Source organism: Steroidobacter flavus (genome assembly GCF_042651805.1).
In the GTDB taxonomy this organism is placed as follows: Bacteria; Pseudomonadota; Gammaproteobacteria; order Steroidobacterales; family Steroidobacteraceae; genus Steroidobacter; species Steroidobacter flavus.
The window spans coordinates 1,354,154-1,376,328 of record NZ_JBHSDU010000015.1; the positions used below are offsets into that span (position 1 = coordinate 1,354,154).

Here is a 22,175-nt window from a genome sequence, read left to right on the forward strand (position 1 = left end):
TTCCCTGTCACAACAGATATTGAACGTTGAAGCCGACGTAGAGCTGCCAATGAGGCGCGATGCCCTCGTGCAGCACCGTGAACTGCGGCTCGACGAAACCATTGACCTGGACCTTCGGCGCCATGCTCCATACCTTGCCGACCCCCAAGCCCACCGGCACGTAGTAATCGTCGCTGTGCAAATCGAAGCTCCAGATACCGGTGGAACGCAGATACGCGCCGTGCGGCAAGTTGTAGAACACGATGGGCTGCACGGTCGCGCTGCCTGCGTCGCGCCGATCGTCGTCACCCGCGAACGAGTCCTGTGCGATCACCAGCGCCCCCGCCAATCCCCACGACCGAACCGCGACAACAGCGCCGGACGCACCGCCCTGCCATTTGCCGGTGCCCAACGAATCTTCGCTGGCCGTCGGCGCGGTGAGCACCGGTCCGACGCCCCAGGCAAGCCCGTGACGCTTGTTCTGGAACAGCGCCATGTTGAAGATCGTCAGATCGCCCAGGCCGCTGTCATGTCCGTTCGGAAACGTCGGCGTGGTGTTGATCGGCAACGTGAAGCGCAACAGCTGCGGGTGATCGAACGCCAGATGCGGCACGAGCCCCCGAACCAGGGCGATGTTCGCGTCGCGATCCGGCAGGCCGTACAACGAAGGAATGTAGTAGTCGTTGACGTTCAGCATGATGCTCGGCTGCAGCGGATTATTCGCTTGATTCGAAGCGTTCGTGGCCGCTTCTTCAGCGAGCGCCGCCGACGCAACGACAACGGTCAGTGCGATCAGAAAATTGAGCTTGAACATGGTGAATCCCTCAGATGACCGAAGCGTTCTGACCGACTTGCAGCTGCGATGGCGCGCGTCCGGTGAGCTTCCAACCGAAGTGCAGCAGCGCATATGCCGCGTTCAATCCCAGACTGACGATGGCCATCGTCATCGCGATGCCTTCACTGCGCGGCAGAGGCAGCGAGAAGTGCAGACCGATGTATTGCTCGGCCAGCGCATGGAAGCTGAAGATGTACATCATGTAGATCGCCAGCGTGTACGCACGCGCCTGCAACCACGTCCCCTTCTTGATGAACAGTGCAGCCAGCGTCGGAGCAACGATGATGGCCACTGTGTAGAACACCGTGCTCGGGAAGTTCAGATAGACGAAGGTGATGTTCCAGGCGTCGTAAGCGATGATCCAGAACGTCGTCATGCCCGGCCACAGCATGTCGTGAGGCGCGCTCTCGTCGCGCTTGATGCCCATCCATCTCGACAGCGTGACGATGTTGAGAATGCCGGCAGCCGCATTGAGCAGGTTCGGCAGCTCGCCGAACGCGTAGTCCTGGCTGACCGCTTCGGCGATGTTCACGGCGAGAATTGCCGCGACCACGACCCTGGCCCACTTGAAGCGATCCAGGCCGTTGAATCGATACAACGTGAAGAACACCGCGCCGACGACCGCTGAGTACAACTTGACCCAGCGAAACAAGCCGTCGAAACCGGCGTGCAGCCACAACGGGATCAACACGATCGGGAATACGAAGAACAGCGTGTACGCGGCGGCCTTCTTGTGCCGGACCAGCTCATTTCCGAGCAACAGCACGACGCCGAAGAAAAATGCGTAGTGCAGCCATGAGAGCCAGCCGATCGAGGGGCGCAGCTGCAGTTGCGCATCGGTTGGCAACCGCACGCTGAAGTGACGTTGGCCGCTGCGTTCCAACAGCGCTCCGGCCAACTCCGGAACCGTGCCCGCGGCATCGCCTTCGAGCTTCAATCCGTTGGCGACTTCACTGACTTTGAAACGTTGCGTGTGCAGCCGCGGGCCGACCGACTTCTCGACGGTGACGCTGTCTCCGGCGAAGCGCAGGTCGTAAACGATGCTGCCGCCATGGACATGCGCTTCGGAGCCTTCCAACGCACCGATCCAGCGCGCGTACCCATCGGGCGGCACATCGGCTCGTGCCGAGACGCCGGCCAGCAAGCCCAAACAAAGCATCCACACTGCGAAGAGATGACGCGCGACGCGCACCGTAATCACCATCTCGATCTCCCGATCGTTTCGATGTGCGGATCCTAGGTAGGCCGCACCGAGGCAAGGGAGTGAGAAACGATGGCTCACGGTTAGCGTCGACGACATGCGACGCTCGCTATCGCGAAGTTACGGCACGCGCCAGCCCGCGCCGACGCTACGGTACAAAGCGACGCTCGAGATGAGTAGATCGGCACGCGCCTGTACAGCCGCGAGCTCCGCGGTCAGCAGGTTGCGCTGAGCATCGAGTTGCTCGATGTAGGGTGAGTACCCGGCGCGATAACGTTTCTGCGCCAGTTCCAGGATTCGAGCGATCTCGTCCCGCTGCGACTCGACAGCGCGCAATTGCCGCTCGTTCTGTTCGATCGCGGTCAGCGCATCTTCGACTTCTCGAAACGCTGTCAGCACGGTCTTGCGGTAGGCAAACGCTGCCTGATCGCGCCGGGCCGCTGCGAGATTCTGCTGAGCATGCAGGCGACCGCTGTCGAAAATCGGTGCCAACACGCTGCCGCCCAGCGAGAAGATGCCGATCGGATCGTCCTTCAGTAGCGTCGACTCCACCCAACCTCCCGACGCTTGCAGCTGAATCGATGGCATGAATGCAGCTCGCGCCGCGTCCAACGATCGATCCGCTGCAACGATTTGCTGTTCGGCCTGGAGAATGTCCGGACGGCGCGCGAGCAGCTGCGAAGGCAGAACACTGGACCGAGGTGGCAGGTGAATATCGGTGAGCTCGAGCCCGCGCTCTATGGTGCGCGGATTGTCACCAAGCAGGATGCTCAGTGCATGCTCCTGGCGCGCGATCAACAACGTGACCGCCGGTATCGCTTGCTCCGCCGCCCGATACGCCGCTTCCGCTTGCTTAAGATCGATCACTGGTGAGTAACCCACACTCGCCCGACGCCGAGTGAAGCGCACTTCTTCTTCGCGAGCTGCGAGCGTTTGATTCAAGATTCGCAATCGCTCATCCAGCGCTCGCAAGGTCACATAGCCTTCCGTAACACCGGTCAGAACCGCGATTCTCACGGTTTCCTTCGACGCTTCCGTCGCCAAGAGCGCCGCTCTTGCGGCCGCGCTCGCGTTCGACAGCCGTTCGAACAAATCGAGATCGTAGGATGCACTGAGCGCCGCCTGCCCCGCCGTCTGTTCCTGCGGAATGCCGAATGCCGGATTGATCGTCCGCTCGCGCACTCCCGCAACACCGCCAGCGACGTACAGCCCGCGTTGCGCACGAGACAGGTCGTATTGAGCGCGTGCCTCTTCGACTCGGGCCGCGGCGACCGAGATGTCGATATTATTGGCCAGCGCAGCTTCGATCAGGCGAGCGAGCATCGGATCGCCGAAGCCGCGAACCCATTCGTCCGCGGCTCCCGGCTCATCGTTCGAATGATTCGCGAGCCACTGCGCCGGAACGGTTATCGCCGCAGCGGCCGGCGACTCCGGCCGCGGGCCGGCACAGCCGAGCAACGCGGCGACGGCCAGCGTCAGCCCGATGACACAGAATGTTTGTTCAGTCGCGGGCATCGACGCTGACCTGCACGGACATTCCTGGCCGCAGCTGCGCGGCCAGCGATTGATTCGGATCGATCGCAATGCGCACTCCAATCCGCTGCGGGACTTTGACGAAGTTGCCGGTCGCGTTGTCCGGCTTGAGGACAGCGAACTCAGAGCCGGCCGCGGGAGCGAGACGCTCGACTCGTCCGGTCAACCTGGCATCGCCGAGCGCATCGACGGTGAAGCTTGCTTTCTGCCCCGGCTGCATGCGCGAGGTCTGCGCTTCCTTGTAGTTGGCAATCACCCAGTAATCATTGGGAACGAGCGCCAGCAGCTGCGTACCGTTCGTAACGTATTGTCCCAGGCGTACGCCAATCTCACCGAGTTGCCCGGCTTCGATGGCGCGAATCTCGGTGTTGCCCAGATCGATCTCGGCCAAGCGCAACTGCGCCTCGGCCGCCTCGACTTGTGCCACCAGCCCTTTGCGTCCGACATCGACAGTGCGAATGTCCTGGCGCGCGACTTCCACCGCATCCGCGGACTGGCGAACCTGAGCCTCGACCTGACGCAAGACTGCGCGTGTCTGATCGTATTCGCGCTGAGACACCGCTCCGTCCCGCACCAGCTCCTCAACTCGCGCCATGTCGGCTTTGGCACGTTCGAGCTGAGCCGTTGCGCTTGCCGATGCGGACTGCTGCGAATGTAACGCCGCCGTGCGAGCGGCATGCGCTTGATCGCTATTGGCGAGCGCCGCTCGCTGGGCTGCGAGATGCGCACGTGCCTGATCGACACGCGCGCGATAGATCCGGTCGTCGATACGCACCAGCACCTGCGCGGCGGAGACTTGCTGGAAGTCCTTCACTGCAACGTCGACGACATAGCCACTGACCTGTGGAGCAATGAGCGCCGTGCGGCCCCGGACATACGCGTTTTCAGTGCGCTCCACACCGCCGCGAAACGGCGGCAGATCCCATGCAATCAAAATTGAGCCAACGGCCACGATCGCTATCGCGACGATCGCGGCCACCTTGATCGGCGCGTGCCGTTCAGGTCGCCACAGTCGACGCGGATTCGAAGCGGTTTCGTCGTTCATGCCACGACTCCGTGCGTCACGTGGCGCCGCCATTCCTTATAGAGGGCGATGACGAGCACATAAGCTGCAATGAATAATCCCGCCGCGCACAGCCATCGAAACACATCGTCGAAGCCAAGCACGCTGGCTTCTCGAGCCATCGCACGACTCAACAGGCCCGCCCCCTGCCCCGCTCTGAGTGCGGGATCGACGATCACTCCCGACAACGACGCCGCACCGCCGAGGATGCGGCCGGCGACCGCCGGATCTGTCGTCAGCACACGCTCCGAGAGCGCGAGTGCATGGTGTCGTGCCGCTTCGATTTGATACGAGCCCAGCAGTGCCGAGCCCGCCAGTCCGCCGACGTTCTGAGTCGTACTGAACAGCACGATGAAACTGACGAGGTGATCGGCCCCGCGACTGAACATGCGAATGAAGCCGTACACCAGGGCCGGCCCGATGAACAGCGTCGTGCCGAACCCGAGCAGCGCCTGGCTGAAATACAGTTGTTCGGGTCGCGTGAGGTTGGTCGCATTGCTGTCGAGCCAGGCGGCTGACGCAATCATCAGCGCCGCAACGGCTACTTGATAGGGAAGCCGGCGCTCGGACAACGTCAGCGCGGCACAGACGACTCCAAAAAACATCGCCACTGCAACGATGGAGAACAACGTGCGTAGCTCATCGTTGCTGAGCCCGCCGGACGTCAGCAACCCCACCGCGGCGTAAGTTTGCTCGGCCAGAGCAAGGCGAACGAACAGCGCCACCGCGGCGAATCGAAGAATGTCTCGCGTTCGCAGCCATCGCAGCTGTAACAGCGGTCGGTCGCGCCGACGCTCGATCAGCAAAACAGCGACGAACAACGGCACTGCGCAGACCAGCGCGTAACCGATCCACGGCGCATCGGTCCACCAATACACCCGCCCCAGACTCAGCACGCCGCACACGAGCACGTAAGCCGGCACCAACAGTGCAATCGTGACGAAATCGGTCCGCTCAAACGCAGTGCTTCGCTCGCTGGGCGGCAGCGGAAATGCAGTGATGAGGGCGAGCACACTCAACGGCAGCGCGATCTCAATGAGCGCGAGACTCTGCCCGTGATCAAGCGCTAACATCTCCACAGGCACGAGCCGGGCCAGCGGCGTCCCGAGCTGCGTGAGTCCCATGCCGACCACCAAAGACAGCGGTCGAAATTTGCCGGGGAACGCCTGGAGCAAATAATAAATAGATAGCGTCGTGAGCGCGGCCGCCGTCATTCCACAAACCGCTCTGACGGCGATGGCCGCGGCGAAACCGGGAAACATCAGTTGAATCGCGCCGACGCCCGCATAGATCCACAGCAACGTATGCGTGACCCAGGGAATACCCCACTGCGCGCGTGCTTTGACCAGCGACAGATTGGCACTGGCATTCATCGCGACGTAGATGGCCGGCAGCCAGCTCGCCTCGGCGACATACAGGCCGAGCGCCCCGCCGATGCTGGCGACATTCACATTGACCAGCGCGTTCCCGAATGTCGCGCAGATCGCCAGCACCGCGCCGATGACGCCAGCGCCGGTACGACGCGACGCCGACTGCGCGGGCACAGCGGGCGAGCCGGGAAAAGTCGGCCGCTCGTCCGGCGAATAGGAATATTGGGAGCTTTCGACCCCACTCATGCGGATGCCTGCTTGCGCCGCCTCCGGCGCATCATCCGCAGGATGCTAGTGAGGCGGTCCGGCCCCGTGCAGTGAGCGCACTGCGCTTACCGTTAGCTCAGCGTGTTGCTGGCGCGAATCGCTGCAACGAAGCCCGGTCGAGCTCGCCGATGAGCGCCTCGAATCGACTCGTGCCGCGCAGTCGATCGAATCGAACGTCGCTACGCACCCACACCGCGGACAACTCCCGGCGTGCGATCGACTTGCTCAATGCGTCGAAAGTTCGCTCATCGTCCTGAACAGCCGCCGCGAGCGTGGCACGCGCAAAGTAAGTTTCGTCGCTCCTGTCGCTGGCGAGCAGTGCCTTCGCCGGCTCGCTCTCGCCCAGCCACGCTTGCAACTCCGCGAGTGCATGCTTGAGATCCAGATGCTTGACGATGCGTCGATCGATCTGCGGCAGGATCTGCCGGGCGCCCTCTTTATCGCCGCCGAATATGTGCGAGAGGGCGACGTAGACGAGCGCTTCGTTCGCAACCTTACTGGCCTGGACTCGCGCCAACGTTCCGATCGCATCGGCAAAGCGACGTGACTGATAACGGGTCAGTGTCTCGGCGATATCCTGCTGAATCGAGAACGGCTCCATCTGACGCGCTTCCCAGAGCATGTGGTCCGCTTCATCCGCGCGTCCGAGCAACGTGAGCAGAACCGCATAGGCACGCGCCGCGCGTGAGTTTTCACCTCGTGCCAGCGCTGCGCGAAAATGCTCCTCGGCTTCGAAGCGATTCCATTCCAGCCAGCCGCATACCGTGCCGAGCGCGCCACGCGCTTCGTTCGATCGGGGATCGATGGCCAGCGCTCGCAGGGCTGCCGCTTTGGCCTGGCGTTGTGCCGTCGCCTGGTCGATCAGCCCCAGCCGATACATATCGCAATAGCAATCGGCGATGCCGGAATGTCCGCGGGCATAGTCGGGTGCGGACGCTGCGAGCTGCTTGAACTGCTCCAATGCCTGCAACAGCGAGGCCGGTGTCTGTTCGTCGAGCAGCTGTCGCGACGAATACACTTTGCCGAGCGCGTCGAGCGCGTCCGGCCCGGGCCCGATCTGCTTGGCTCGCATCTGCGAGCTATCCAGGCGCAACCTGCTGAGCATGGTGGCGGCGGTCAGCTCTTGCAGCCGCAGACGCTCGCCATCGGGAAGACGCATCCGATCCGACCACACGATGAAGCCCTTGGGATCGGCGACCTCCAAGGTCACCCGCATTTGCCCACCCTCGATGCGGACCGATCCCTGTAACAATGCATCGAGACCGAACTCCGCCGCCAGCGCGGGCACGGATAGATCGCGGGCTACGGCCTGCGCAATCGCGCTTCGGGCCACCACGCGCAAGCCGGGAGCACGCGCCAGATTGAAAGCCAGCTCATCGCTCAGGCCGACGGCAAAACTCTCTTCGCCCGTATCAGTCGAGAATGCTCGAAATGGGAGCACGGCGATGGCCGCGCCTGTACCCTTTCGGAAAATCGGCTGTGCGTCATCGGCTCGAGCGCTGTCCGCCTCCGGACTCGCACGCTCGGCACGCTGGAGCGACGGAATGTAGCTGCCGACGGGCAAGCTGATGATGACGTCATCGCTCTTGCCAGGCCCGGCATAGTATTCAGTCAGCTTACGACGCAGCCGCCGGGCCTCGACCCGGACCGTCGAATCGATGCGTGCATCATATTCGCGCGTCTGCCCATAAACGGCATTGCCTACCGCCGATTCCGTCAGATATCGCGCCTCACCGCGGAGCACGGCTTCCACGATGTGACGGAGGAATGCCATGAGGCGGTCGGATTTCTCGAACACTGCACTCTGGTGCAAACGCTCGAGCTGTTCTCGTACCGAGGAAGCTTCGGGCGTGGCCGGATCGTCGCGATGGTCAGGGGTCATGGCGCGATGATAGATCGGCAACTCGCGATCTCGCCAGATTCGCGGTATTCCACTAACGGTTAGGAAGCATTCGCGATTGCGCCGCTAGCACCGCTCCGGTCCAGGCCGATCCGGCATCACCGCGAATCGAGCGAGCTTACTCAACGTCCCGCCGGGCGAGCTCACGCGATCCATCACATTCAGATCGGCGCGCAGCTCACTGGGCGTGACATCGAAAGTGAGATAGCCACGCTGAGCATTGTTGAGGGCAATGTTGGGATTGTCCGCGAGCAAGGTTTCCGAACCGGGCAACACCGGCATGCCGTCGCCCCCCGAGCTGATCGACGTGCCCAGGAATTCGCTTGCCGCCGCGGCCCCGTCGGGTCGGTCGCGATCCGCCGGGACGCGGCCGACGAAATACTGGTGCGAATCGCCGGAGGCCACGACGACGTTAGTCAGCTGCCGCTCGCCGATCGCACGCACCAAGCGTTGTCGGGACTCGGGAAAACCGCCCCAGTGGTCTTTATAAGTAGAGACCAGCCGGCCCGAATCGGCGGCCCGGCGTAACAGCGGCATCATCAGGACCTGCTGGGCGATCAGATTCCAACACGCGTCATTGCTCAATCCTCGATAGAGCCAGCCTTCCTGTGCAGGGCCCAGCATGGTTTCGCCTGGAACGCGATAGCTGCGCGTATCGAGCACATGGAGTCGAAACAAACGACCGTAGTCGAGCCGACGAAACATTCGCAAACCGTCCGGCCTCGGAAACTGTTCACGACGCACTGGCATGTGCTCGTACCAAGCTTGCATCGCTGCGAGTTTGCGCAACTCGAACAGCTCGGGGGGCGTATCGTCCTGGGCGCGCTCACCGCCCCAGTTGTTGTCCACTTCATGATCGTCGAAGGAAGCAATGAACGCGGCAGCTTGATGCGCGGCCTGCAGGTCCGGATCGGTTTTGTACTGTGCGTATCGGCGCCGGTAGTCATCGAGGCTGTAGAGCTCGTCGCCCAGATGACGCCGCCCCGACGCGATCGGATCGGAGGCGATGCCGGAGCCTTCGTAGATGTAGTCGCCGTAGTGAAACACCGCAGCCAACTCTGGCTCCTGGCTCAAATAGCGCCACGCGCCGTACCACCCGCTCTCATAGTGCTGACAACCGGCGACAGCCAGACGCACTCGTCGCGGCAGTTGTCCAGCGGCGGGCGCCGTGCGCACTCGACCGACAGGACTCGGTTCGCCGCCCTCGATAAAGAATCGATACCAATAGAGACGATCCGACTTCAATCCCGCGACATCCACGTGCGCCGCATGGGCCAACTCTGGATGAGCGAGCACTTGGCCCGCACGGGCGATACGACGAAACCGTTCGTCCTCCGCCACCTCCCAATTCAACGAGACGCTGCGCGCAGGCATGCCTCCGTGAAGCTGCAAAGGCTGCGGCGCCAATCGCGTCCAGATCACGAAGCCCTCGGGCGTGGGATCACCCGATGCCACGCCCAGGGTGAATGGATATTCCGCAAATGCCGGCTTGCTCCACACGCGGCCGGCTGCCCCGGCGAGAAGCAGTCCACCGACACCTCTCAACACGGTCCGACGATCGACGGCACGCATCGATCAAAAGGCCGCGCGGACACCGAGCGTGCTGGTGCGACCGAACTTCTGATAGTAGGTGTTGAGACTGGGAACGCCGTCCTGCGCCGGCACCGTGCGGCTGTACGGCGAATCGAGCAGATTGCGCACCGAGAAGAATATCTGCCACTGCCGGCTCAACTGATAGCTGCCGGAAAGATTCGCTTCGACGCGATCGTCCACCACCACACCGCTGGAGTCATACGGCTTGTCGTCAGCCCATACCGTATTGAGATTCAGACCGAACCCGCCTCGCGAATACGACAAGGCGGCGGTCACCATATGACGAGCCATCCCGAGCATCGTTTCTTCGGCTTCGCTGAATGTATAGGAGCTGCGCAGGCTCAGGCCGCGAAAGGGATCGGGCAGGAAATCGAACGACTGTTGATATTCGAGCTCGGCCCCGCGCACGGTGATGGTCTCATCCGACACTGAGCGCGTGGCACGGAAGGTGTAGTCGTCGTAGATGCCACCGGCATAGCCATACTCTGCCGCCGTCAGGTCCACTGTCTGGAACAGGCCGTGAATCTCGTTCTGAAACAGATTGACCGCGAATAGGCCGGTCGGCTCGAAGTAATGCACGGCGCGGATCGACACGTTGTTGGAAAGCTCAGGCTCGAGCCCGGGATTGGGCACGCTGACGATGCGCTCCGCCTCATCCACCGTCTGCACACCAGCCAGCACATTGACCTGCGGACGCCGAATGGTCTTGCTGTAGCCCAGCTGCAGCTCGGTCTGATCGTCGAATGCATATTTCAGCGACGCGCTCGGAAAGAAGTAATCGTATCGCCCCCGTTGATCCACCTTGGGCCGGGACTCATATTGATACTTCAGCCCATCGATGGTCGTCGCCCGCCCCGTGGCCGCGGAAGCGGCATAGCCGGCGGCCACCACCTCCGCATAAGACAGCGGATCGGTTTGTCTCGCACGCGTTTCGGTCTGCTCCCAACGCAACCCGGCACGCAGGCTCACGCGCTCGCTGAAGTCCACGGTGCCCATCAGGTACGCCGCGTTCTGATCTTCCTCGAAGTGACGGGCATTGGCGATATACGCGGTGTAGTAGTTGGCAGCGGTCAGTGTGCGCGTGAAATATTCCGGATGACTGAGCAGCAACTGACCGATCTGATAATTGCTCGGCATGAACAGGCTCGATGCGCCGCTGGCAGTGCTCAGATGAAAATCGTTGTCGTCGAACGACATCTGCACCGGGCTCCCGTAGTTCTGCCAGAACTGGCTCACCGACAGCGGCCCGACATACGTGTACTGGTGGGCTTCGCGCTCGTTGCCGAAGTCATAAGTGTTGCGCGCCAGCTTGAATCCCGTCTTGAACGTGACAGCCGTAGGCGCAAGCCAGGCCTTGAATGTGAGATTCATCGCCGCGGAATTCAATTCGCTCTCGGCGTAGCGGCCGTCTTCCGCCTGAATCACCGGGCGGCTGTAACTCGCCGGATTGCTCCAATCGGCTCCGCCAAGCTGCGTGATGTTCCAGTTGGGCTCGCCGAGACTGGAACGCTCTGCCGAGAATGCGCCGGATGCTTGTAGCGAGCCCATTGAAAATACCGAGCCGTGCCAGTCGAGCGGATCGTAGCGGCTGGTCGAGCTGGAATGAGCCAGGCGACCATCGAGCGTCACGCGATCGCCGGTCCACTCGAAGCTGGGAATAGCACTGACGATACGACCGCGCTTGGCCACGGCCAGCGCTTCTGAGTTCGCGCGGGCGCTCGAATGTCGCGTCGTGAAGTCCGTGAGCACATCGCCCGTCACCGACATCGAGCGATCGCCTGTCGTGAACAGCCAGGAGCGCTGACCCGACCACAGGTCCGATTCGTTGTACATCGTCAACAGCGACAGGATCAGCCGATCCGTGGCCTTGAAGTCCACAGTCAGCGAGGTCGCGAGCCGTTCCACCGTCTGATTGATTTGCTGAGCACGCATGGCAGTCAGCGCCGCCGCATTGCTGTTGGCGGCAGTCGGCGTGAAGTCCCATCCCAAAGTCATGCGCTCCTGCTGGATGTAGGTTTCCGAGTTGCTGAGACTGAGCAGCACACCGAGCCGGCTGTCGAAAAACACATCCGAATATTCGAGCTGCGCGCCCGGCAGGAATCGATCCTGGTCGCCATCGCCCGGTCCGCCATCATGGTCATCCCAGAGATCGGACTGTGTGCTCGCGCTGATCTGCCCCGCGATTCGCCGGCCGTTCCGATCGAAGGCGCGCTTGGTGCGCAAGTTGATCGTGCCCGCCGGCGCATTCGCATCGACGTCCGCGCTCACCGTCTTGGAGATTTCGATGGCATCGATGCTGCTCAAGGACACCTGCTCGAAGCTGAAGGTGCGCGATGCGCTCGAACCGAGATTGGCATCCGCCGAGGCCAGCTCCACACCGTTGATCGTGACCGACGTGTACTCCGGAGGCAGACCGCGCAAGCGCACCGTGCGCACCGTGCCGTCGACGCCATCGGTGTCCACGCCCGGCATGTACTTGATGAACTCGCCGACGTTGCCTTCGGAAATATCGCCAAACGCTTCCGACGACAGGCTGTTCTTGATATCCATCGATTCGCGCTGACTCATGATGGCCCGCGCATCGCCGTCCAGCGTGCCCGCGCTCACCGTGATTTCTTCGAGAACTTCCTCAGTACTGCCCAGGCGCAGCAGATCGAAATCGAGTTGCGTCGACTCGCCCGCCTGCAAAGTAACTGTGGCATTTCGATCGCTGCGGCCGGTGAAGCTGATGGACACTTCGAACGTACCGGCCGGCAGGCCGACGAATCGATATTCGCCGCGCTCGCCCGTGGTCGTCGATTGACGCATGCCCGAATCGGAGGTCGCACGCACGATGGCGTTGCGCAGGTACTCGCCGGTGGAGACATCGAGAACACGGCCTTCGATGACGCCTGTTCTCTGCTCTTCCGCTGCGCGTGCCGCGGCGGAGGCATTGATCAGAGTGAAGATGCCGCCCTCTTCAGAATCGATCGTGAGCTGCGTGCCCGCTAGCAACTGCGTCAGCGCGGCGCGCACCTCCATTTCTCCCACGACCGCCGGCGTTTGAATGCCCCGCAGCTGACCCGCAGGAGCGACGATCTGCACACCCGCCTGACGCGCGAACTCCGGTATCGCCATCACCGCCGACTGCGCCGGCACGTTGAACAATCTCGGCTCGGCATGAGCACGCGCACCGGCCACGAGCAAGACAGCAGCCACGCAACGTGCCAGCAGGGACTTCGCAGGAAACATCTTCAGCCACGCTCCACGACCGCGTGTAGCGCAGTCTTCTGACGCGTAAGAGCCGTCGGCGCTGCTCAACCCCTATGTGTCACTAAACTTTAATATAGCGCCTCAGCGCCACAGCACGACTGAGTCTGGTTGGATCGAGATGTGGGCGCCGAAGATGCGGGCGACGGAGCGGCTGAAGCCCACCGGGTCGTTGGCGGAAAACAATCCGGTGATGGACTCGTTCGCCAAACCGGGATCGGCGATCTGAATGTGAACATCGCTGTAGCGCGCGAATGCCTGAGACGCGAAGGCCAGCGTTTCGCCATGAAGCGCAATCTTGCCCTCTCGCCAGGCGAGCTGACGCGACAGGACCTCGGGCGAAACGACAGCGGCCTCGGCACGCGTCAATACATCGTCGTCACGAACTGTCATCGCCAGGTGAGTATTGGCGGTCAGGCTGGTCGGCGCCGCGGGCGCAGCCTTCGATGGCAGCAGTTCGATGTTTCCTGAGCGCACGATCACGTCGACCGGGCTGCCTTCCAGACGACGCACCATGAAGGCGGAGGCCGACGCGCCGAGCCGCTGACCGCTGACTTCGACGACGAACGGCCGTCGCGCATCGGCGGTCACCTCGAAATACGCCTCCCCTTCCAGCACCCGCACCAGCCGGCGCTCCGACCCGAAATCCACCTCGACACTGGTGGCCGTGTTCAACAGCATCGTCGAGCCATCGCCGAGCGGAATCAGGCGCATCTCGCCTCGCGCGGTCGCATAGGCTTGGGAAGTGCCGAGCGACAACCCGATTCCAACAGTCACCGCCAGACTCGCAGCCAAGCCGCCGCCCCATGCGAGCATTCTTCTGCGCGACAACCGAGGTTCGACAGGGCGTGCTTCCGTGAAGTCATCGGGGTTGTAATTCGATCCGAGCGCACTCGCCGATTCGCTATACATCGAGACCGCTCGCGCACGAAACAACGCGCCAGGCCGGCGAGGATCCCCGTCCAGCCATTCCCGCAAGGCCGCGGTTTCCTCCTGCGACAGCGGTGCGTGATCGATCTTCGCGGCCCACTCGAAGGCCGCGATGTCAACGCTTTGACTTGTTTCCCGTGATTCCATCTCGGGCGGCGCCTTGCAATTGACTGTCGGAGGTGGGCGAATCTGTCACACCGCGAGTGAAGCGCTCTGCCAGCAGTTGCAACCCCCGTGCGATGTGTTTCTCGACCGTGCGCTCGGAAATTTTCATCTGTTGCGCAATATCCCGGTGAGATAGCCCGCGCACGCGCCGAAGAATAAAGGCCTCGCGCGTCTTCTCCGGCATCACCGCGATCGTTTCTGCCAGATAGCGCAGCTCATCGCGGGCAATTGCGCCCTGCTCGAGCGACGGCGCGGCGCCGGCCGTGTCCCATTGATCCAGATCATCCACTGCCTGAATGTCGACGATGCGCGCACGCCGGATGTGTCGAACGACCAGCGAGTGCGCGATCTGAAACAGATAGCCGCGAGGATGACGGATGGTCTGGTAGGCCGGTTGCGAAGCCAGAATGGTATAGGCTTCCTGGACGATGTCGTCGACGTTGATCCCCGAGCGCTGCTTCCTGCCGAGCCAGGCGCGCAGCGCCGGCTCGTGCGGCAGGATGTTACGGAGGAACCAGCGGGTTCGCTCGGGATCGCTCACGGTCATCGAAACATTTCGTCACGGTCCGCCGGGATTCGCCGGCAGGCAGCTGTCTAAATGACATTCGTTACAGCGTGATGACACTCAGCGCGGCGACGCGAAGTCCTCTTCCCAAAATTCGCCTGCGGAACGCTCACCGCCGGCGCGCAGCTCGACTTCCGCCGCACGCAGTTCGCCGCGACAAATCTTCCCTGAGATCGTTTTGGGGAGCGAAGCAAACTGCAACCGCCGGATGCGCTTGTACGGCGACACACGAGCGCGCACGTGCTCGAAGATGGATCGTGCGGTATCCGCATCGGGCGTCGCCGCCGCGCTGAGCACGATGAAAGCCTTGGGCACCGACAATCGAGTCGGATCCGGGCTGGGCACGACCGCCGCCTCGGCGACCGCCGCGTGTTCGATGAGCACGCTTTCCAGCTCGAACGGGCTGATTCGATAGTCGGACGATTTGAAAACATCGTCCATGCGGCCGACGTACGTGAGATAGCCGTCCGAATCGCGGCTCGCGACGTCACCGGTGTGATAAAAGCCGTCGCGCATGACGGCGTCGGTCCGCTCCGGATCGTCGAGATACTGTTGCATCAGGCCCAGCGGCCGTTGCGACAGATCGATGCAGATCTCGCCTTCATCGCCAATGCGTCCCTCGGCATCGATGAGCTCGATGCGATAGCCGGGCAGCGGCCGCCCCATGGAGCCGGGCTTGAGCGGCAGTCCCGGCGAGTTGCCGACCTGCGCGGTCGTCTCGGTCTGGCCATAGCCATCGCGAATCGTGACGCCCCACGCATCCCTGACCGCCGCGATCACTTCCGGATTCAGCGGCTCGCCGGCGCTCATGGCTTCGCGGAGCACGGGCTTCCAACGTTTCAAGTCTTGTTGAATAAGCATGCGCCACACGGTCGGTGGCGCACAAAACACCGTTACGCCGCAGCGTTCGATGACATTCAACAGCGCGCAAGGATCGAAACGATCGTATTGATAGGCGAGCACCGTGCTCTGTGCATTCCACGGCGCAAAGAAACAGGACCACGCGTGCTTTGCCCACCCCGGCGAGCTCAGGTTCAGATGCACGTCGCCTGGCTTCAGTCCGAGCCAATACATGGTCGAGAGATGACCGACCGGGTAACTGGTGTGGGTGTGTGCGACGAGCTTGGGTTTCGCCGTGGTCCCCGATGTGAAGTACAACAGCAGCAGTTCGTCAGCGCGCGTAGGTGCGGCGTTGATCTGCGTCGGTTGCGCAAGCGTCGCCTCGTAGTTGAGCCAACCCTTCACGGCCGGTCCAACGACGATTTGCACGGCGGCGGCGCGAAGTTTGGCGAACCGTTCCGCGAGATGTGAATGCGTGATCACTGCCTTGACCCGACCCCGCTCCATGCGATCTTCGAGATCGGCGCCATCCAATAGCGTGGTCGCCGGAATCATCACCGCGCCCAGCTTGATCGCCGCGAGCATCGTCTCCCACAAGGGCACGACGTTGCCGAGCATGACGAGCACGCGATCGCCCTGCCCCACGCCCTGCGACGCCAGGAAATTAGCGACTTGATTACACCGCAGGCGGAGCGATTCGTACGAGTACGCATCGTCGCGTCCCGAATCGTCCACGACTCGCAGCGCCGCCCCCGCGTTGCCGACGGCGATACGATCGAAGTAGTCGGCCACCCAGTTGAAGCTGGTGAATGCAGGCCGCCGGAACGCGCGGCACGCGGCCGCCAGATCTTCTCTGGCGGCCAACAGAGCATCGCGCGTGGAAATGAACTCTCGCCCGGCTGACATACGCGCTCAGAAATTGATTCGAGTCTGCACGCCGTACCAGCGCGGTTCGCCGTAGGTGGTGTAGGTTCCTCCGAGCGGCGCGCCCGAAACGTCGAAGGCAAACGTCTCACGCTCCTCGTCGAGCAGATTATTCGCGAACACCGCGACCGACAGCCGATCATCCATCAAGGAGAGCGTCACGCGCGCATTGACCAGCCAGCTGGCCGGGATGCGAGTCACCGGCGCATTGGTCAGCTGAGCGTAGAAGTCGTCGCCGTAGCTCGCGGTGACATTCACGTTCAAGCCGCCGAACTGGAAATGTGTGTCCTTGCTCGCGGAAAGATTGGCGGTGTAACGCGGCGACTGCGGCGCTTCACGGCTGACTCGTCGAGTGCCGATGGGCACATCGTCCACCTTCGTTCGCAGGTATGCGCCACCGACGGAGAACAAGTAACCGTCGCCGGCGCTGACCGACAGCTCCGCGTCCGCGCCGTACATCGATGCCGTGGTGTTGAACAGCGTGAAGTTGAAACCGCGCTGGTCGAAGGCTTGATAGTCGTCGTAGTCGTAATAGAACACCGCGCCGTTGAGACGCGCGCGATTGTTCATGAACTGGAACTTCTCGCCGATCTCGTAGGCGAGCAAGCTCTCGCCCTTGAAGCGGAACATGGACAGTGGCGCCTGGCCGACGAAGCCGGCGTTGTAGTTGAACGCCTTGTAGCCCAGGCTCACGCTCGAATACAGCAACAGATCGTCGGTCGCCGACCAGTCGAGCTGCACGCGACCCGACGTGCCCGTCTCCGCGTGCTCATCGCTCGTGGTGCCGTTGGCGGCCAATGTTCCCGGCTGGATGAACAGCGGGCACAGCGCGCCTTCGCACACTTCAGTGTAGTTGTATTTCTTTTCATCGCGCGTCACGCGCACGCCGGTGGTCAAACGCACCGAGTCTGAAATGTCATATTCGCTTTGCGCGAATGCCGAAGCCGACCGCGTGTCGACGCTGTAGTTCGCCCGCGGATATGACGCGAAGGCCGGCAGATTGAAGCCCTGAAAATAGTCGCCGTCGATGTATAAGTAGTAGACGCCCGCCGTCCAGCGAAACGCGCCGTCCGCGTCGATCAGGCGCAACTCCTGAGTCAGGTGTGTCGCATCCGCATTCTGTTGGAAGATGCCGATGGGATACGGCGAGAAGTCGTTGTCGGAATCGTAGGTGCTGTCGAGCTTTTGATAGCTCGTGATCGACGCGAGCGTGAGCGTGTCGAACTGATACTGGACCTTCGCGCCCGTGGACCACGTGCGCCGTTCCAACTGGCCTGGATAGTCGAGCGCGCCGGTGTACGGATCGCCATCGGCATCGACATAACCGAAGCCGGTCGGTGAGCCCGGCGGCAATCGAATGCCCAAGCCATCTGCGTCCGGGGCCGCGCCGGTGATCATGCTCGCGCCGGTGTAGATGGGACGGATCTCGTAGTAGTCAGCGAACAGCGAGATATCGAGCTGATCGGAAGGCTCGATCTTCACCTGCACGCGGCCGGCGACGGTATCGTCGTTGGCGTAATCGGGACCGATGGCGTTCTTGAAGTAACCGTCGTTGCGATTGTAGAGCACGGCGGCTCGCGCCGAGACCGTGTCGCTCAGCGGTCCACCGACTGCGCCTTCGAAACCGAGCTGATCGAAGCTGCCGACCGTCAGTTCGGCAAAGCCATCGAGCGATTGAGTCGGCTGACGCGTGATCACATGTAACAAGCCGCCGGTGGCATTGCGACCGAACAGCGTTCCCTGCGGCCCTTTCAGGATTTCGACACGCTCGACGTCGTACAACCGCTGCACGCTGGTGGCGTTCGATGGCTGATACACCTCGTCAATGTAATAAGCGTTGGCGGGCTCGATGTGGCCGGCGAAGTCATTCTGCGACACGCCGCGAATCGAGATCAGGCCGGCGATCGGCGAGCCACCCGGATCGGCAAACTGCAGGCCCGGCGTGAGCAAGGCCAGATCGGTCGAATCCCGCACGCCGCGGTCGACCAGATCTTCCGAGCTGAATGCGCTCAGACTGATGCCGACGTCCTGCAGGTTGGCGCTGCTGCGAGTGGCGGTAACGACGATTTCAGTGAGGCCGCCGATCTCTTCCGGCGTATCGCTCGACTGCGCATACGCGGGCAGGACCGCCGCGCACGCAAGAATGGAATGAAGGCCGCAGGCGACACGCACAGCGGCAGACGTGCGATTGGACATGATCCCCCCGTTTGAGCGCCACTCGGATGTGGCGTCTGTTCGAGGGGAACTGTGACAGAAGGCTCAAACGGTCCACATGACGTGAACCACTCATTTAGATCGACCGATCGGACATCCTGTCACGACGGTCGTGGCTCCTTGGAAAAAAGCGTGGTTTTTTCCAGGAGCCCGCCACCTGCGGCGGCGGGGTACATCCATGTACCCGAACGGCTGCTATTGCAGGCGCAATAGCTTCGACACCAGCTGCGTCCGGCTCGACACCTCCGCCTTGGCGTAAATGGAGCGCAGATGATTCTCGACCGTTCGTAGGGCGATGCGCAGTTCGGTTGCGATGCCGGCATTGCACAGGCCGGCCGCGACCAGCCGGGCAATCTCACTTTCACGATCGGTCAAAGCGAACAGCCGCGTCGATGCATTCAGCAGTCGCGCCGTCAGCGGCTCGCTCGTGATCAACAAATAACGTTCGCGCCCGCCGGGACTGCGCAGGCGGGACACTGAAATTTCCAGCGGCCGACTGCCGCCCGTCGTGAACACGTTGCGTCCGTCGCCGCCCTGGCCCGACACCTCGCCGGAAATCAGCAATCGACGCACCTCGCCAAGCAGCGCCGCCGTCCCGTTCGCAGGACTCACATCGAGATCCGCCAGGCCGCGAGCGTTGGCATTTTCGATGGCGAGATCGTGATCGAGGATCACGTACCCCACCCCGCCGCTCATGCTCAAAGAATTCAGCACGTCGTGTGACAGACGCTCGGCATCCTGATACGCGAGCAATCGCATGGCCGAGGTGATGGCCGGCGCCAGCCGCTCGAAGGTGCGGACTTCATGCGCCTGAAACGGCCGGTCATCGACACAGCGATGAAACCCGATGCACATGAGCTGCGGGCCGGACGCGATCGGACATGGCACGATCAACGCCATGACGTGCCCGATGTTGTACCGATACAGAAAGGCATCGCGATACGCGTGATCGTGCAAATCGACGGCGCTCGCGGACAGCCCCGACACCAGCTCGATGGGCGCCTGCGGGTGATGCAACCAGCGCAGACCCGAGCGCACCACCGGATCGAGGCGGAAATAGTGATCCAGATAGACCTCGGCCGCCTCCGGCGTATCGCCGGCGTACGAATAGCTCGCCGCGTAGCAGTCCGCCCGGGGCGCGCTGGCAAACCGGAAATACACACCGCTGGTCGCAGCGATGCGGGCCGCGACCGGGCGCAACAGCTGTGCATCTACCGTGCTGTGATCGGTGCAGGTAAGAATCTTCGAGACCGCTGACTCGATCGAGTCGTCAGCCACTTCCACGCCGTGCATGGAGCCCCCCATTGGCGCCGAGCAGTCGAGCTACCGACTGCAAACGTACACCAGGGACCGGGGCGACTCAACCGAGGCGGCGGATCGGGTCGCGCCCGTCCCAACGCTCGCCCGCCTCCCGAATCATCGTGAACAGCTCGTGGACCGGCGCGGTCATTTCGATGACCTCGATCATCCCCTGCAAATCCCGACGCGCATCGACATAGGCGGCCTGCGCACCAATCGAGACCCTGGCGTCCAGCACCTTGTCATAACCACGCGCCACATAGTCGGCGACGGTGCGCTGATAGTCCGCCGGCGTCACACCGACGGCGTAGTGATGAAAGCCCCAGCCCCGCTCGCGCTGGACTTCTTTATAGACGCTGGGCAGATCGTCCCGCTGCTGAATCAACTCGTACATCATCCCGCCCGACATGCCGAGGCACAGCGAGAGCTTGGCCTGCGAAGGCATGCCGCGATATTCGAGTCGCTCGAACGGGAAACTCTCGAAGTAGAACCACGGGCCGACGCCGAGCGCCTGGGTGAAACGCGGCATCGCCTCTTCGATGTTCTCGACGAAGTAGGCCATCTGAATGACTTGCATGATGCTTTATCTCAATGAGCCAGCACGTAGCCGCCGTCGCAGGCGATGGCTTGCCCGGTGATGTAACGCGCCTCGTCCGAGGCGAGAAACAGCACCAGGTTCGCCACATCCTCGGGCTCCTGCAACGAGCCCATGGGGATCTGCGCCACAAACGCGGCCGTGAACTGCTCAACCGACGCGCCGGCTTGACGCGCCATGCGTTCGAACAAAGCCTCGAGCATCGGCGTACGCGCCTGGCCCGGGTGAACGGAGTTGCAGCGAATCCGATAACCGGAGGTCGCACAATGCAACGCCACCGACTGCGTGAGGTGTTGAACGGACGCCTTGGCAGCGCCATACGCAGTCAGGAACGGCGTGGGCACCAGCGACGCGATGGAAGAAACATTCACGATTGAGCCGCCGCCCGACTCCGACATCAACGTGATTGCGTGCTTGCAGGCCAGGAACACACCGGCGCTGTTGACGGTGAAGATCTTGTTCCAGTCGGTGAGCGGCGCGCCTTGCGGATCTTTGGGCGCGCTGGGATCGCCTTCGATGCCCGCGTTGTTGACCAGGATATGCAAGGCGCCATGCGCTTCGCGGATCGAGCGCATCGTGTCGATCCAGCCTTGTTCGGAGGCGACGTCCTGAACGATTGCGTCCGCATCCAGACGCCTCGCCGCCTCCTGCAAGGCAGCCGCGTTGAGATCCGACATCACGACGATTGCGCCCTCTTCCTTCAGGCGCTGCGCCACCGCCAGTCCGATACCTTGTGCGGCCCCCGTGACCAATGCCACCCGACCTTCGACTCTTTTCATAACCGCTCCAAACTTTTTATTCGAAATGCGCGGACGGCGGACCGGCGAGTTGGGCGCCATCGACGATCAAGGAAGAACCGTCGATCATGATTGCATCGTCGGACGCCGCGAACAGAATGGTGCGCGCGATATCGTCCGCCGTCGCCACTCGCCCCATCGGCACCTGACGCGCCATGCGTGCCAGCAACTCCGAACGACTGCCCATTGCCGCTGCGACTGGATCGAGCATCTCGGTATCGACATAGGTCGGATGCACGGAGACACAACGAATCGGATAGCCGCGTTGCGCGCAATGTAATGCCACCGACTTGGTGAGAATCGTGACGCCACCTTTGGAGGCACAGTAGCCCGCAATATCGGCGATGCCGACCAGTCCACCCACCGAGGAAACATTGACGATGGCGCCGCTGCCACCGGTGCTCTTGATCGTGCGCACGCCGTGTTTGCACCCGAGCATGGTGCCCGTGAGGTTCACGGCGAGCATCGCATTCCAGTCCTCAAGCGTGACATCTTCGATAGAGCCGCCGCGACCGATGCCCGCGATGTTGCAAAGGATGTCGAGCCGCCCGAACCGGTCAACGGCCCGACGCATCGCCTGTTCCCATTGCGGCTCGCCCGCGACGTCGAGCGTCACCGCCAGAGCGTTCGGACCGATACGATCCGCCGTCTGCTCGGCGCCGGCACCGGAAATGTCGGCCGCCACAACGCGTGCGCCCTCTCGTGCGAATAGCAACGCCGTGGCGCGCCCGATGCCGGACGCGGCACCGGTGATGAATGCCGTTTTACCTTCGAGCCTGCCCATGATCCCCCGCTCGTAATCTGCCCGGCGAGGCTGAAGTCGGGCGCGGGCGGCGGCAATAGCGTATTCCACTCA

General features: G+C 62.5%; 16 protein-coding genes. All 16 read right to left on the minus strand.

What is annotated here, in order from left to right; genetic code table 11:
* Positions 1-7: 7 nt before the first annotated feature.
* Positions 8-793, minus strand: coding sequence for a hypothetical protein (locus ACFPN2_RS33420; RefSeq protein WP_380604866.1), 786 nt, complete (start codon positions 791-793; stop codon positions 8-10).
* Positions 794-803: 10 nt separating this feature from the next.
* Complete coding sequence (locus ACFPN2_RS33425) at positions 804-2,018, minus strand: DUF5692 family protein (protein ID WP_380604867.1); 1,215 nt, start codon at positions 2,016-2,018, stop codon at positions 804-806.
* Between the two features lie 117 nt (positions 2,019-2,135).
* The gene (locus ACFPN2_RS33430; RefSeq protein ID WP_380604869.1) at positions 2,136-3,530 is read right to left on the minus strand and encodes an efflux transporter outer membrane subunit; all 1,395 of its coding nucleotides are present in this window, start codon (positions 3,528-3,530) and stop codon (positions 2,136-2,138) included.
* The gene (locus ACFPN2_RS33435; protein WP_380604871.1) at positions 3,517-4,593 is read right to left on the minus strand and encodes an HlyD family secretion protein; all 1,077 of its coding nucleotides are present in this window, start codon (positions 4,591-4,593) and stop codon (positions 3,517-3,519) included. Before ACFPN2_RS33435 ends, ACFPN2_RS33430 begins: the two co-directional genes overlap by 14 nt.
* The gene (locus ACFPN2_RS33440; protein WP_380604873.1) at positions 4,590-6,227 is read right to left on the minus strand and encodes an efflux MFS transporter permease; all 1,638 of its coding nucleotides are present in this window, start codon (positions 6,225-6,227) and stop codon (positions 4,590-4,592) included. Before ACFPN2_RS33440 ends, ACFPN2_RS33435 begins: the two co-directional genes overlap by 4 nt.
* Before the next feature lie 97 nt (positions 6,228-6,324).
* On the minus strand, positions 6,325-8,130 hold the full coding sequence (locus ACFPN2_RS33445) for a hypothetical protein (protein ID WP_380604875.1): 1,806 nt from the start codon (positions 8,128-8,130) through the stop codon (positions 6,325-6,327).
* An 84-nt stretch (positions 8,131-8,214) separates the two neighbouring features.
* Positions 8,215-9,720: an alkaline phosphatase D family protein gene (locus tag ACFPN2_RS33450; protein WP_380604876.1), complete on the minus strand. Its 1,506-nt coding sequence runs from the start codon at positions 9,718-9,720 to the stop codon at positions 8,215-8,217.
* Positions 9,721-9,723: 3 nt separating this feature from the next.
* Positions 9,724-12,972 (minus strand): TonB-dependent receptor, encoded by a 3,249-nt coding sequence (locus ACFPN2_RS33455; RefSeq protein WP_380604878.1) that lies wholly within the window; start codon positions 12,970-12,972, stop codon positions 9,724-9,726.
* 102 nt (positions 12,973-13,074) lie between these two features.
* Positions 13,075-14,067, minus strand: a complete 993-nt coding sequence (locus ACFPN2_RS33460; protein ID WP_380604880.1) for a FecR family protein — start codon at positions 14,065-14,067, stop codon at positions 13,075-13,077.
* Complete coding sequence (locus ACFPN2_RS33465) at positions 14,036-14,632, minus strand: RNA polymerase sigma factor (protein WP_380604882.1); 597 nt, start codon at positions 14,630-14,632, stop codon at positions 14,036-14,038. The genes ACFPN2_RS33460 and ACFPN2_RS33465 overlap by 32 nt, the downstream gene beginning before the upstream one ends.
* 78 nt (positions 14,633-14,710) lie before the next feature.
* On the minus strand, positions 14,711-16,396 hold the full coding sequence (locus ACFPN2_RS33470; RefSeq protein WP_380604884.1) for an AMP-binding protein: 1,686 nt from the start codon (positions 16,394-16,396) through the stop codon (positions 14,711-14,713).
* Positions 16,397-16,402: 6 nt separating this feature from the next.
* On the minus strand, positions 16,403-18,610 hold the full coding sequence (locus ACFPN2_RS33475; RefSeq protein WP_380604886.1) for a TonB-dependent receptor: 2,208 nt from the start codon (positions 18,608-18,610) through the stop codon (positions 16,403-16,405).
* 213 nt (positions 18,611-18,823) lie between these two features.
* Positions 18,824-19,921, minus strand: a complete 1,098-nt coding sequence (locus tag ACFPN2_RS33480) for a helix-turn-helix transcriptional regulator (RefSeq protein ID WP_380604887.1) — start codon at positions 19,919-19,921, stop codon at positions 18,824-18,826.
* A gap of 67 nt (positions 19,922-19,988) precedes the next feature.
* On the minus strand, positions 19,989-20,504 hold the full coding sequence (locus tag ACFPN2_RS33485; protein WP_380604889.1) for a VOC family protein: 516 nt from the start codon (positions 20,502-20,504) through the stop codon (positions 19,989-19,991).
* A gap of 11 nt (positions 20,505-20,515) precedes the next feature.
* A complete protein-coding gene (locus tag ACFPN2_RS33490) occupies positions 20,516-21,301 on the minus strand; it encodes a glucose 1-dehydrogenase (protein WP_380604891.1) in 786 nt (261 codons plus the stop codon).
* A gap of 16 nt (positions 21,302-21,317) precedes the next feature.
* Entirely contained in the window at positions 21,318-22,103 is a 786-nt protein-coding gene (locus ACFPN2_RS33495; RefSeq protein WP_380604893.1) for an SDR family NAD(P)-dependent oxidoreductase, read from the minus strand.
* Positions 22,104-22,175: the final 72 nt, after the last annotated feature.

Excerpts from the sequence above, each read along its gene's own strand:
- ACFPN2_RS33440 (WP_380604873.1), bottom strand. The coding sequence starts at position 6,227 with ATGAGTGGGGTCGAAAGCTCCCAATATTCCTATTCGCCGGACGAGCGG.
- ACFPN2_RS33480 (WP_380604887.1), bottom strand. The coding sequence starts at position 19,921 with ATGCACGGCGTGGAAGTGGCTGACGACTCGATCGAGTCAGCGGTCTCG.
- ACFPN2_RS33425 (WP_380604867.1), bottom strand. The coding sequence starts at position 2,018 with ATGGTGATTACGGTGCGCGTCGCGCGTCATCTCTTCGCAGTGTGGATG.
- ACFPN2_RS33455 (WP_380604878.1), bottom strand. The coding sequence starts at position 12,972 with ATGTTTCCTGCGAAGTCCCTGCTGGCACGTTGCGTGGCTGCTGTCTTG.
- ACFPN2_RS33465 (WP_380604882.1), bottom strand. The coding sequence starts at position 14,632 with ATGACCGTGAGCGATCCCGAGCGAACCCGCTGGTTCCTCCGTAACATC.
- ACFPN2_RS33485 (WP_380604889.1), bottom strand. The coding sequence starts at position 20,504 with ATGCAAGTCATTCAGATGGCCTACTTCGTCGAGAACATCGAAGAGGCG.
- ACFPN2_RS33460 (WP_380604880.1), bottom strand. The coding sequence starts at position 14,067 with ATGGAATCACGGGAAACAAGTCAAAGCGTTGACATCGCGGCCTTCGAG.
- ACFPN2_RS33495 (WP_380604893.1), bottom strand. The coding sequence starts at position 22,103 with ATGGGCAGGCTCGAAGGTAAAACGGCATTCATCACCGGTGCCGCGTCC.
- ACFPN2_RS33435 (WP_380604871.1), bottom strand. The coding sequence starts at position 4,593 with ATGAACGACGAAACCGCTTCGAATCCGCGTCGACTGTGGCGACCTGAA.
- ACFPN2_RS33450 (WP_380604876.1), bottom strand. The coding sequence starts at position 9,720 with ATGCGTGCCGTCGATCGTCGGACCGTGTTGAGAGGTGTCGGTGGACTG.
- ACFPN2_RS33475 (WP_380604886.1), bottom strand. The coding sequence starts at position 18,610 with ATGTCCAATCGCACGTCTGCCGCTGTGCGTGTCGCCTGCGGCCTTCAT.
- ACFPN2_RS33490 (WP_380604891.1), bottom strand. The coding sequence starts at position 21,301 with ATGAAAAGAGTCGAAGGTCGGGTGGCATTGGTCACGGGGGCCGCACAA.
- ACFPN2_RS33420 (WP_380604866.1), bottom strand. The coding sequence starts at position 793 with ATGTTCAAGCTCAATTTTCTGATCGCACTGACCGTTGTCGTTGCGTCG.
- ACFPN2_RS33470 (WP_380604884.1), bottom strand. The coding sequence starts at position 16,396 with ATGTCAGCCGGGCGAGAGTTCATTTCCACGCGCGATGCTCTGTTGGCC.
- ACFPN2_RS33430 (WP_380604869.1), bottom strand. The coding sequence starts at position 3,530 with ATGCCCGCGACTGAACAAACATTCTGTGTCATCGGGCTGACGCTGGCC.
- ACFPN2_RS33445 (WP_380604875.1), bottom strand. The coding sequence starts at position 8,130 with ATGACCCCTGACCATCGCGACGATCCGGCCACGCCCGAAGCTTCCTCG.